The 11,941-nt window shown below is 53.5% G+C and carries 11 protein-coding genes; 8 read left to right on the top strand and 3 right to left on the bottom strand.

Annotation, left to right across the window (positions count from 1 at the left end; all coding sequences use genetic code 11):
* Positions 1–178: 178 nt before the first annotated feature.
* From satP to HV346_RS03370, 7 genes are all read left to right on the top strand, one after another.
* Positions 179–745 (top strand): acetate uptake transporter, encoded by a 567-nt coding sequence (satP, locus tag HV346_RS03400; RefSeq protein ID WP_181622189.1) that lies wholly within the window; start codon positions 179–181, stop codon positions 743–745.
* Positions 746–869: 124 nt separating this feature from the next.
* Positions 870–2,129, top strand: a complete 1,260-nt coding sequence (locus HV346_RS03395) for a chloride channel protein (protein ID WP_181622188.1) — start codon at positions 870–872, stop codon at positions 2,127–2,129.
* Between the two features lie 181 nt (positions 2,130–2,310).
* Complete coding sequence (locus HV346_RS03390; protein WP_181622187.1) at positions 2,311–3,384, top strand: iron ABC transporter permease; 1,074 nt, start codon at positions 2,311–2,313, stop codon at positions 3,382–3,384.
* Positions 3,381–4,157, top strand: coding sequence for an ABC transporter ATP-binding protein (locus tag HV346_RS03385; RefSeq protein ID WP_181622186.1), 777 nt, complete (start codon positions 3,381–3,383; stop codon positions 4,155–4,157). The genes HV346_RS03390 and HV346_RS03385 overlap by 4 nt, the downstream gene beginning before the upstream one ends.
* 22 nt (positions 4,158–4,179) lie before the next feature.
* Entirely contained in the window at positions 4,180–5,316 is a 1,137-nt protein-coding gene (locus tag HV346_RS03380) for an ABC transporter substrate-binding protein (RefSeq protein ID WP_181622185.1), read from the top strand.
* Positions 5,317–5,459: 143 nt separating this feature from the next.
* A complete protein-coding gene (locus HV346_RS03375; protein WP_181623684.1) occupies positions 5,460–6,374 on the top strand; it encodes an extracellular solute-binding protein in 915 nt (304 codons plus the stop codon).
* A 26-nt stretch (positions 6,375–6,400) separates the two neighbouring features.
* Positions 6,401–7,147: an ABC transporter permease subunit gene (locus HV346_RS03370; RefSeq protein WP_249415127.1), complete on the top strand. Its 747-nt coding sequence runs from the start codon at positions 6,401–6,403 to the stop codon at positions 7,145–7,147.
* On the opposite strand, the gene HV346_RS03365 is transcribed toward HV346_RS03370, so the two are convergent.
* From HV346_RS03365 to tal, 3 genes are all read right to left on the bottom strand, one after another.
* Positions 7,144–8,433 carry an MFS transporter gene (locus HV346_RS03365; protein WP_181622184.1) on the bottom strand — a complete coding sequence of 430 codons (1,290 nt, stop codon included), beginning with the start codon at positions 8,431–8,433 and terminating at the stop codon, positions 7,144–7,146. The two genes, HV346_RS03370 and HV346_RS03365, sit on opposite strands and share 4 nt — an antisense overlap.
* Before the next feature lie 123 nt (positions 8,434–8,556).
* Positions 8,557–9,144, bottom strand: coding sequence for a molybdopterin adenylyltransferase (mog, locus tag HV346_RS03360; protein ID WP_181622183.1), 588 nt, complete (start codon positions 9,142–9,144; stop codon positions 8,557–8,559).
* Positions 9,145–9,254: 110 nt separating this feature from the next.
* Positions 9,255–10,208: a transaldolase gene (gene tal, locus HV346_RS03355; protein ID WP_181622182.1), complete on the bottom strand. Its 954-nt coding sequence runs from the start codon at positions 10,206–10,208 to the stop codon at positions 9,255–9,257.
* Positions 10,209–10,470: 262 nt separating this feature from the next.
* On the opposite strand from tal, the gene HV346_RS03350 reads away from it, so the two are divergent.
* Positions 10,471–11,901, top strand: a complete 1,431-nt coding sequence (locus HV346_RS03350) for a sodium:alanine symporter family protein (protein ID WP_181622181.1) — start codon at positions 10,471–10,473, stop codon at positions 11,899–11,901.
* Positions 11,902–11,941: the final 40 nt, after the last annotated feature.

Raw genomic sequence — 11,941 nt, 5'->3', positions numbered from 1 at the left:
CTACAAGATGGGGTCGTAACGGCATCCATCAAGGGGGAAGGATAAAAATTTTTTTAATTTCACCCTGATTAGATCATAGACGCCGCCATTTGCTCCAATTATGATGCCGCGCCCCGCCTGGGAGAATTGGCGTGGGATTAACCATTTCACCATATTAATGATGATTTTTTGAGGACTTATGGGCAACACTAAGTTGGCTAATCCGGCTCCGCTGGGCCTGATGGGTTTTGGCATGACCACTATCCTGCTGAACCTGCACAATATCGGGATGTTCCCGATGGATGGCATTATCCTGGCGATGGGCATTTTCTACGGCGGTATCGCGCAAATCTTCGCGGGCCTGCTGGAATATAAGAAAGGCAATACCTTTGGCTTAACCGCCTTTACCTCTTACGGTTCTTTCTGGCTGACCCTGGTTGCGATCCTGCTGATGCCAAAAATGGGTCTGGCTGATGCCGCTAACGCGCACTTCCTGGGTGTCTACCTGGGCCTGTGGGGCGTCTTCACCCTGTTCATGTTCTTCGGAACCCTGAAAGCTAACCGTGCACTGCAGTTCGTTTTCCTGAGCCTGACCGTTCTTTTCGCCCTGCTGGCGATTGGTCATCTGGTGGATAACGAGGGCATCGTTCACGTTGCTGGCTGGATTGGTCTGGTCTGTGGCGCAAGCGCAATCTACCTGGCAATGGGTGAAGTACTGAACGAGCAGTTCGGTCGCACCATTCTGCCGATTGGTGAATCTCACTAATCAACGCTTTCGTGCCCGGTTCACGGGCACGAAATCTTCCCTGCTCCAATCCTGTCGATTGATATCCCGTTAACCCACTTTGTGAAATGATGGTGCTACCGCTTTCCATCACAACACATTGACCATGATGACCTCTTTAACCCGCACTAACTGGCTCCGGCGCTGGACGGCCCTTCTTCTCACCGGTGTATTAGCCGGTCTTGGCGGCATGCTTCTTGCTCTCCTGCTTCATGAAATTCAGCATCTTGTTTATGGCTACAGCCAGAGCACAGTGCTTAGTCCTCAAACCTTTCTGGAGGGCGTGACTGATGCCAGCGCACAACGACGCTTTCTTGCTATCGTAGCCGCCGGTATTGTTGCCGGTTGTGGGTGGTGGCTACTTGGCCGATATGGCAAAAAACGTGTCAGCATTAGCGCTGCCGTTAAAAACCCGGATACCCCAATGCCAGGCATCACCACAATGATTCATGCGCTACTGCAAATCATCACCGTGGCGATGGGCTCCCCACTTGGCCGGGAAGTTGCCCCGCGTGAAGTCGGTGCGTTGTTTGCAGGCGGTGTCGCCCGTCAGTTGCATCTTACGACAACCGACCTCCGGTTGATGATCGCCTGTGGGGCAGGTGCAGGTCTTGCTGCGGTGTACAATGTGCCGCTGGCAGGCGCGGTCTTTACCCTCGAGGTATTGCTGGTGAGCTTCAGTTGGGAAACCGCTATTGCGGCACTGGTCACCTCTGCACTGGCCGCCTGGGTTGCGACGCTGGGACTGGGCAACGAGCACCAGTATCGCTTCACCAGTGAAATCGCGGCCACTTCACTGGTTTTCTGGGGCGCGCTGTCTGGCCCTCTGTTTGGTACGGCAGCATTTCTTTTCCGTCGCCTCACGCAGCGTGCGCGCAGTAAAGTGCGTAACAACTGGCAAATGCCAGTTTTCAGTCTGATAGCCTTCGTGGTTCTCGGTGCACTCTCAATATGGTTTCCGCAGTTACCCGGAAATGGTAAAGGTCCAACGCAATTGACACTCGACGGAGATGTCACCTTGCAGCTCGCACTGGCAATCTTATGTATCAAGGTCTTTGTCATTTGGGCGGTACTCCGCGGGGGGGCCGAAGGGGGGTTGTTGACACCAGGACTGACGCTTGGCGCTCTGTTGGGATCTCTGCTGTTTATCCTTATTGGTCGATTCTTCCCCGGCAGCGACATGGCCGGCTTTGCCCTGACTGGCGCGGCTGGCTTTTTGTCAGCATCCATGCAAATGCCGGTGACGGCGATTACGCTGATGATGGAGTTTACCCGGATGGACCACAGTTTTCTGGTCCCGGTGACGCTGTGTGTAACAGGGGCTTATATGACCTGCAGACAGCTGGAATACACGAAGAAAGATTAATTTTCGTACTAAACAGAAACGATTACTAAACGGAATTAGAATAATCACGACATTTAATTGATAAGCATTATCATTGAGAATAGTGTTGCCTGGCGCATCCCGGATATTGGATATCAGGCAGCACCCGAACAGGAACGTTAAAGGGATAAAACGATTCTCTCGTGTTGCATAAGGTTATCTGATGAATTCCAGCCTTGCCGCCAGTGAACAATCTGGCGAGACCACCATCGCATCGCATTACCGTAAGATCCTGATCAGACGCTTCATACTGGCAGGCATACTTCTGCTCTGTATTGTCTGCTCCTTAATCCTGGATTTCACACTCGGTCCGTCCGGAATCTCCGTTTCCACGCTCTGGCACACCCTGGTTAATGCTGCAGGTGCAGATGCAGGAACACGTGTGATTGTCTGGGATTTACGCCTGCCCTTTGCGTTGATGGCTGTCGCCGTCGGTATGGCGCTAGGACTGGCCGGGGCAGAAATGCAAACCATCCTGAATAACCCACTTGCCAGCCCCTTTACGCTTGGTGTGTCTTCTGCGGCATCTTTCGGCGCAGCACTGGCCATTGTGCTGGGCTTAGGCATTCCGGGTATTGCTGATAAGTGGTTTATTCCCGCGAACGCTTTTGTTTTCGCACTGCTGGCCTGTTTTATTCTTGATGGCATCAGCCGCTGGACGCGCGTGGCAACCTCTGGCGTGGTGCTCTTTGGCATCGCACTGGTATTTACCTTTAACGCCCTGATTTCCATTCTGCAGTTTGTCGCCAGTGAAGATACCCTGCAAGGGCTGGTCTTCTGGACCATGGGCAGCCTGGCTAGAGCCTCATGGGATAAACTCGCGATCCTGGCCGTCGCGTTGGTGATTATCGTGCCACTGTCGTTGAAAAACGCCTGGAAGCTGACGGCACTACGCCTGGGCGAAGATCGTGCGGTGAGTTTTGGCATTAACGTGAAGAAACTGCGCCTGACCACATTGTTACGCATCAGCATTATTTCCGCGCTAACGGTTGCCTTCGTCGGCCCCGTTGGCTTTATCGGCCTGGTTGCGCCGCATATCTCACGCATGATGTTTGGCGAGGACCATCGTTTTTATCTGCCTGGCAGTATGCTGATCGGCGCGCTGGTGCTCTCCCTGGCATCCGTATTTTCCAAAAATATCGTGCCCGGCGTCATTATTCCCGTCGGCATTGTGACTTCGCTGGTGGGGGTCCCGTTCTTCCTCAGTATCATTATTCGTAACCGGGGGAACATATGACCGACGGCCTTCGCGTACACGACCTGCACACTGGTTATCGCAAGAAAAAGATCATTGCCGGACTAAATACGCCATTGCTTCCTCGCGGACAAATCACGGCTCTGCTTGGGCCGAACGGCTCCGGGAAATCAACCCTTTTGCGCGCACTTGCAGATTTAAACCCCGCCCAGGGACAACTGCTGCTGAATGGCGACGATCTGATGACGTTGCCCTCGGCGAAACGGGCGCAAAAAGTGGTTTATCTGCCGCAATCCTTACCCCAGGGCGTGCATCTGCATGCGCTGGAGTCAGTGATTGTCGCTCGACGTGCCAGCGGTAATGATTCCGGCCATAACGCCGAACAGGAAGCCTACGCCATCCTCGACAAACTGGGCGTAGCCCATCTGGCGATGAGCTTCCTTGACCAGCTTTCCGGCGGACAAAAACAGCTGATTGGCCTTGCTCAGTCGCTCATCCGCCAGCCGGACCTGCTGTTGCTCGATGAACCGTTAAGTGCGCTCGACCTCAACTACCAGTTTCACGTGATGGATATCGTCGCCCGTGAAACGCGGTTGCGTAACATCGTCACCGTGGTGGTGATCCACGACATCAACATTGCGTTGCGCCATGCACAATATGCCCTGATGCTAAAAAGCGGCGAACTGATTGCCAGCGGCATTCCGGGAGAGGTTGTTACCCCTGCGAATCTGGCGACTGTATATGGCGTCGATGGCCGGGTGGAATACTGTTCCCGTGGGCTACCACACGTGGTGGTCGACGGGTTAACACCATAAGAAAAAAGAAGACGGGGAAAACATGACGCTAAAAAAAATCATCGCGGCCGCGGGTGGCCTGGCATTACTCCTTTCACCTTTTATCGCCCAGGCACAAAACTGGCCGGTCACGGTAAAAGACCGGGATAACCGCGAAGTGACGATTCAACACGAACCGCAACGCATCATTTTGCAGGACGGGCGGGACATTTTCGCCCTGGCATTGCTTGAGCGAGATAATCCGTTCGCGAAAGTGGTGGCGTGGAACAACCTGCCGAAAAAGCAGGATACCGAAACCTGGAACGTTCTGAAGCGCCAGTGGCCGGAAGCGGAGAAGATCCTCGACATGAAGTTTTCCGATCAGGGAAATGTGGATCTCGAAACGGTGATCTCTCGCCAGCCAGACCTGATGATCGCTCAGCTTCGTGCTAAACCTTCGCTGGTGCAAAGCGGCGTGCTGGCAAAACTCGACGCGCTGCATATTCCGGTGGTGTTCGTTGATTACGAATTGCATCCGGTCGAAAACACCCTGCCAAGTATCGCCTTACTGGGTAAAGTCATGGGCCAGACCGATCGCGCTCAGGCCTATATCGATTTCTATCAACAGCGACTGGATAAAATCCACCAGCGTCTGGCGTCAGCCACGAAGAAACCCCTGGTCTTTATCGAACCGATTGCCGGTGTCGGTGGGCTGGATAATGGCTGCTGCTTTACCCACGCACGCAACGGTTGGGGCGGGCTGGTCGAAGCCGCTGGCGGTACAAACATTGGCTCGCAGTTGCTGCCAGGGGCAACCGGTAATGTGTCGGTAGAAAAAATTATCTCCCTGAACCCCGATTACTACCTAATGACCGGCTCTAAACGCCCGGGCAAAGGCACGGCGATTATCCCGTTTGGCTATAACGTTCCGGCGGCTGATGTTACTGCCGCGTTCAACGCCTTAGTGGCACGCCAGGGTGTTGCCAACATCCCGGCCGTTGCCGAAGGCCACACCGGGGCGTTGTATCACCACTTCTACAACAACCCGTACAACATCGTCGCCATTGAAACATTGAGTAAAATCTTCTACCCGACGTTGTTTAACGATGTTGATCCTCTGGCGGATTACCACGCCATTATCAAAAACTTTACCCACATTCCGGATGACAACATCATTCTGAGCTATACCCCTTCCCACTGATCGTCAAACGCCATCCCCGGATGGCGCTTTCTTTCAACCTCAGGTCAACAGCCCTTCTGAATACCTTGTTATCTCTGTGTCTTTCCAGGAAACTCGATGTATAAAATAATACATAACGAGATAATTTCATGGCTAATGGAAAAATGAAGTATGCCCTGGCAGCGGTTGCGCTGCTGCAATGTACATCTGTAGCGCTGGCGAAAGACATTCGGGTCACCTATGCCGGATCGATGGGTAAAGTGATGGATCAAGGTCTGGGCCCGGCATTCGTAAAAACGGAAAGTGGTGATTATCAGGGTCAGGGGCAAGGCGCGTACGGGATGGCACGCCTGCTGGCAAGCCATAAACTTGAGGCCGACGTTTTTGTCTCTATCACTCCGGGACCTATGCAGATCCTCAAAGATGCGGGGCTGATTGATGACGCCGTACCAGTAGCCAGCACCAGCATGGTGGTGGCGTATAGCCCGAAAGGCAAACACGCCGCGCAGTTTGAGGAAGCCAGCCAGAAGAAAGACGGCTCATGGCTGAATCTGCTGGCACAAAAAGATATCTCCTTCGGCCGTACTGATCCGTATGTTGATCCGAAGGGGCAGAATATCGTCTTCACCCTTCTTCTGGCTGAGAAGTACTACAAGATGCCTGGTATCGCCGACAAGATTTTAGGTTCACTGCAAAACCCGGCGCAGACTCATCAGGAAGGTGGCCTGCTGGCACGCCTGGAAAGTGGCCAGGTGGATGCAGCGGCAGGGTATGAGAGCGAAGTGCGCTCGGCTCATCTGCCGTATGTCGCGTTGCCGGATGAGATCAACCTGAGCAACCCGACGATGGCGAAACAGTGGTATGACACCGTTAGCTTCACCATAAACGACGGCCAGGGTAAAGACCAGGTACTTCACACCCAGCCGATGGTGTTCTACGCCGCGGTACTGAAAAATGCACCTAACGGTGTGGCGCAAGGCAAAAAATTCGTCTCCTTCATGCAAAGCGCTGAAGGTCAGAAGCTGTTTAAAGAGTACGGCTACGCGGGTCCGAAAGGAGACAGTTTATACGCCCGCTAAGACGTCCGGGCTGGGTCGCGGGGTGGTTGTCACTGCCCGCGATCCTGCTGCTGAGCATCCCGTTCATTACGCTGTTGAGCGTTACGCCGTGGCATCATCTGCAGCTTGCCTGGCGGGATGATCACGCCATTGTCGTTTCGATGGGGCTCGGTCTTCTGGCGCTTGGGATCATCATAACGATCGGCGTACCGGCTGCCTGGTGGCTCTCTCAGGCAACCGGACGAAAACGGATAATAGGCGAACTGCTGGTGATGATCCCCCTGCTAACGCCACCACTGGCAATGGGTATTTTACTGGTGTCGGCCTTTGGTCCGTATGGTCTGGTCGGTCAGTGGCTTTCATTGCTGGGTACAACGCTCGTCAACAACCCGGCGGCGTTTGTGCTGGCACAGGTCTATGGAGCATTACCTTACTTTATCGTGGTGGCCCGCTCGGCTTTTGCCACCGTCCCCAGGGCTATCCTCGAAGCTGGTCAGACGCTGGGGGCATCAGGCTGGAACCGCTTCCGTTTTCTGACGCTTCCTCTGGCCATACCTGGGCTTGCATCAGCCGTTACACTGGCATGGGTGCGCGCTGTGGGCGAATTTGGCATCGTCATGATCTTTGCTTACTTTCCGCAGGGCATACCCGTAAAGCTCTACACCAATCTGCAAAATGATGGCGTCGATGCCGTGTATACCCTGCTGTGGATGCTGCTTATCGTGACGCTTCCCCTGCCGATGGTCTGCTTTGTTCTCGGTAAACGGGCGTCAAGGGGGCGGCAACAGGCTTAACGAGCAAACACAGGGGCTTCCAGCGGTTTTTGACGCAGCCAGACGCCTAATGCCAGTCCCATCAGTGACAGTGCCAGTACATACCAGGCGGGAGCCATAGGCGAAACGCCCATTAACAGGGTAACGGCAATCGGCGTTAAGCCACCGAAAATGGCATAGGAGACGTTGTAAGAGAACGAAATCCCGGTAAAGCGCACCTCTGGGGGAAACGCCCGCACCATCACATAAGGCACTGCGCCAACGACCCCGACACACAATCCCACCACGCCATAGAGCAGGAACAGCTGTTCAGGATGGCTCCCTGCAAGATGGTAGAACGCCCAGCTTGATACCGCCAGCAACACGCTACCGACGATAAACGTCAGGCTTGCGCCAATGCGATCCACTGCAACACCGGCCGTCAGACAACCAACGCAGAGCATGATAGTGGCAATACTGTTTGCCTGAAGCGTTACTGCCGGGGCGAAGCCATACTGTTTTTGCAGCCAGACGGGTGACATCAAAATAACCACCACGATACCCGCCGACAGCAACCAGGTAAGCAGCATCGATACCACCACAGCTTTTTTATGATGTACCACCACTGATTTTACCGGTAGCTCCTGCGCCAGCGCTTTACGCTGCTGCATCTCCAGGAAAATAGGCGTTTCCTGCAACCAACGACGCAGATACATAGCAACCAGACCGAACACGCCCCCCAGCAGGAAGGGAATGCGCCAGCCCCCGTCATGAACAGCCTGTGGCGTCATGCTGGTATTGATAATCGTGGCAACAACAGATCCAAGCAGGATACCGACCGTCAGGCCCGCCGTTAATGTTCCGCAGGCAATGCCGATGCGGCGCGCGGGTACATGCTCAGCGACAAACACCCAGGCGCCAGGCACTTCACCGCCAATCGCCGCACCCTGAAGGATACGCATCAACAGCAATAATAAGGGAGCAATGATGCCCATCGTGGCATAGGTTGGCAGCAGGCCAATCGCCAGCGTGGGGACGGCCATCAGTAATATGCTGAGGGTAAACATTTTCTTACGCCCAACCAAATCGCCAAAGTGAGCCATCACAATCCCGCCCAGAGGGCGAGCAAGATAGCCAGCGGCAAAAATACCGAATGTCTGTACCTGACGCAGCCACTCTGGAATATCCGCCGGGAAGAACAACTCTCCCACGACGGCAGCGAAGAAAACAAAGATGATGAAATCGTAAAACTCCAGCGCGCCGCCAAGTGCCGCAAGCGTGAGCGTTTTATAGTCCTGACGATTCAGAGGTCGGGTGTAATGTGACATAGCGAACCATTGTTATCAGCGTTGTGGATTTATTTTTACAGAAATCGTAAAGAAAAAATTACTATACCGTAAATCAATCCACACGCTACCGCGGCTGTAGCTAATGTCACATATTTGTTAACTTCAGGAGATTGTCTCGCGACGTGCGCTTTTAGGACGAAAAGCTGCTACGATCTGTGGGTCAGTTTCCACATAGGGGCCCTCCAGCAACTGTATACAATACGGTACACTTGCAAAAATTCCTGGCACAACCACGCGACCATCTTCTGCTTTTACCCCTTCCAGCGTCTCTTTAATCGATTTAGGCTGGCCTGGCAGGTTAAGGATCAACGCCTGTTTGCGGATCACGCCAACCTGACGGGACAAAATAGCGGTCGGGACAAAGTGCAGACTGATCTGGCGCATCTGCTCGCCAAAGCCAGGCATTTCACGATCGGCAATCGCCAGCGTGGCATCCGGTGTGACATCGCGGCGTGCAGGCCCTGTTCCCCCGGTAGTGAGGACAAGATGGCAACTCATTTCATCCACCAGCTCGCACAGCGTCTGCTCGATGATCGCCTGCTCATCAGGAATCAATCGGGTCTGGATTTCAAAAGGTGTCGTCAGCACGTTACCCAGCCACTCCTGAAGTGCGGGGATGCCTTTATCCTGATAAACACCGCTGGAGGCGCGGTCAGAAATCGAAACTAAGCCGATGCGTAAGGTATTCATATCCATTCCATTCAACCAATACAGATGATGAGGAATGATACACGCAGAGGGGAAAATCAGACAGGGTACTTAAGAAGTAGCGTGACCGGGACCCCGGTCACGCGCAATGATTACAGCAGGTCGCCGATCATTTTTTCCAGTTTTTCCTGGTCAACAGCAAACTTACGGATACCGTCCGCCAGTTTATCTACCGCCATTGGATCCTGGTTGTGCTGCCACAGGAACTCGGATTCCGTGATGCGCTCTGGGCGCGCTTTCACTTCACCGGTATAGGACAGTTTACGCTCCAGCGCACCTTCGCTTTCTGCCAGCTCTTTCAGCAGTGCAGGTGCGATGGTCAGACGATCACAGCCAGCCAGCTCGATGATTTCGCCAACGTTACGGAAGCTTGCGCCCATCACGACAGTTTCATAGCCGTGCTGTTTGTAGTACTCGTAGATCTCAGTAACAGAAACAACGCCTGGATCTTCAGATGCTGCGTACTCTTTCTTGTCGGTGTTGGCTTTGTACCAGTCCAGAATACGGCCCACGAACGGAGAAATCAGGTAAACACCTGCTTCTGCACATGCACGCGCCTGAGCGAAGGAGAACAGCAGCGTCAGGTTACAGTTGATACCTTCTTTTTCCAGCTGCTCTGCTGCGCGGATACCCTGCCAGGTTGAAGCCAGCTTGATCAGGATACGATCGTTGCTGATACCAGCATCGTTGTACAGTTTGATCAGGTGTTTGGCTTTCGCGATTGACGCTTCGGTGTCGTAGGACAGACGCGCATCAACTTCAGTAGAAATACGACCCGGAACCAGTTTCAGGATTTCCAGACCGATGTTTACAGCCAGTTTGTCAGTTGCATCCACAACCTGCTGCGCGCGATCGTTGCTCTGCGCTTTCGCCCAGGTCACAGCGTCGTCGATCAGTTTACGATACTCAGGGATCTGCGCGGCGTTAAGGATCAGAGAAGGGTTAGTTGTGGCATCCTGCGGCTGATACAACTTCATTGCCGCGATATCTCCGGTGTCAGCTACGACAGTGGTGAACTGACGAAGGGAGGTCAATTTATCCGTCATGATAGTGTTTCTCTTTTAACGTGCCCTGGATAATTCACGCGACCGACAGCTTGCCAGCAGCGGAAAAATGACAGGTTTACTTGTTAGGGGGATGTAACCGGTCTGCTCTGATGATAACACGACAGAGGGGTAGCGCAACCGCAGACAGTGCGCTTAGCCATAGTATGATAAACTCAGAATATTAACAGCCTGCTAAGTAACAGCATGGTCAATCAGTGGTAGCGCTTACATATTCACTTTGGCATCAACAAGAGGGACGTTAATGCCTGATTTCCTCTCATTTATCAACGAAATCCTCTGGGGTTCGATCATGATATATCTGCTACTGGGAGCAGGTATATGGTTCACGCTTCGCAGCGGTTTTATTCAGTTTCGTTATATTCGCCAGTTTAGCAAAAGTCTGAAAAACAGCGTCAGTCCACAGCCTGGCGGACTCACCTCATTCCAGGCACTCTGCACCAGCCTTGCTGCGCGCGTCGGCAGCGGCAACCTGGCGGGGGTGGCATTAGCCATTAGTGCTGGCGGCCCAGGCGCTGTTTTCTGGATGTGGGTCACGGCAATAATCGGTATGGCTACCTCCTTCGCCGAATGCTCACTGGCTCAACTCTACAAAGAGCAGGATAAAAACGGCCAGTTTCGAGGTGGACCGGCGTGGTACATGTCCCGAGGTCTGGGAATGCGCTGGATGGGCATTCTCTTCTCGCTCTTTTTGCTCCTGGCTTACGGCCTCATTTTCAACACCGTACAGGCGAATTCTGTCGCTCATGCGTTGCGCTATGCATTCAGTTGCCCGGAGTGGCTTACCGGAGCTGTACTCGCGGCATTCACGCTGTTAACCATGACAACAGGCATCAAAGGTGTAGCACGTTTGATGCAGTGGATGGTTCCGGCAATGGCGCTTCTGTGGGTAGCGGCCGGACTGTTTGTCACCGTCATACATATCGATCAGTTGCCCGATGTAATTGCGACGATTTTTCAAAGTGCCTTTGGCTGGCGAGAAGCTGCGTCTGGCGCACTAGGCTATACCATCAGTCAGGCGTTGACCGCCGGCTTTCAGCGCGGAATGTTCTCTAACGAGGCAGGAATGGGATCAACGCCAAATGCAGCCGCTGCAGCCGCATCGTGGCCCCCTCACCCGGCCGCGCAAGGCATCGTTCAGATGATTGGTGTCTTTACAGATACCATCGTGATTTGCTCCGCCAGCGCCATGATTGTGCTTCTTGCAGGCCCACTTCCACACGCATCTGGAACCGCCGGGATCCAGCTGGTTCAGCAAGCGTTGGTCAATCTGGCCGGGGGGTGGGGAGCAGGCTTCGTCTCGCTTATCGTTATCCTGTTTGCCTTTAGTTCAATAGTGGCAAACTACATTTACGCCGAAAACAATCTCATCTTCCTGCGTCTCGATTCACGAAGAACCCAATGGGTATTGCGTCTTGGGGTGATCCTGATGGTCATGGCAGGGTCGTTGCTCAGCTTGCCACTCGTCTGGCAACTGGCAGATGTCATTATGGCGCTGATGGCAATCACTAATCTGACGGCAATTTTATTGCTCTCTCCGGTCGTGACGCTTATTGCCCGGGATTATCTTCGCCAGCGTAAGCTTGGCGTACAACCTGTCTTTGATGCGTCACGTTACCCTGAAATTGAGTCGCAAATTGCGCCTGGTGCCTGGGATGATTTGCCACGGCAATAACAGCCATCGATCTATTCAATGCGTTTTTTTGCTAAAGTCG

It is taken from the genome of Enterobacter sp. RHBSTW-00994 (assembly GCF_013782625.1).
GTDB lineage: Bacteria > Pseudomonadota > Gammaproteobacteria > Enterobacterales > Enterobacteriaceae > Enterobacter.
Note: the sequence above shows the minus strand (reverse complement) of the source record. Positions and strands in the feature narration are given on the sequence as shown.

Coding starts and splice junctions, on each gene's coding strand:
- tal (WP_181622182.1), bottom strand. CDS start 10,208: ATGACGGATAAATTGACCTCCCTTCGTCAGTTCACCACTGTCGTAGCT.
- HV346_RS03375 (WP_181623684.1), top strand. CDS start 5,460: ATGAAGTATGCCCTGGCAGCGGTTGCGCTGCTGCAATGTACATCTGTA.
- HV346_RS03365 (WP_181622184.1), bottom strand. CDS start 8,433: ATGTCACATTACACCCGACCTCTGAATCGTCAGGACTATAAAACGCTC.
- mog (WP_181622183.1), bottom strand. CDS start 9,144: ATGAATACCTTACGCATCGGCTTAGTTTCGATTTCTGACCGCGCCTCC.
- satP (WP_181622189.1), top strand. CDS start 179: ATGGGCAACACTAAGTTGGCTAATCCGGCTCCGCTGGGCCTGATGGGT.
- HV346_RS03395 (WP_181622188.1), top strand. CDS start 870: ATGATGACCTCTTTAACCCGCACTAACTGGCTCCGGCGCTGGACGGCC.
- HV346_RS03390 (WP_181622187.1), top strand. CDS start 2,311: ATGAATTCCAGCCTTGCCGCCAGTGAACAATCTGGCGAGACCACCATC.
- HV346_RS03385 (WP_181622186.1), top strand. CDS start 3,381: ATGACCGACGGCCTTCGCGTACACGACCTGCACACTGGTTATCGCAAG.
- HV346_RS03380 (WP_181622185.1), top strand. CDS start 4,180: ATGACGCTAAAAAAAATCATCGCGGCCGCGGGTGGCCTGGCATTACTC.
- HV346_RS03350 (WP_181622181.1), top strand. CDS start 10,471: ATGCCTGATTTCCTCTCATTTATCAACGAAATCCTCTGGGGTTCGATC.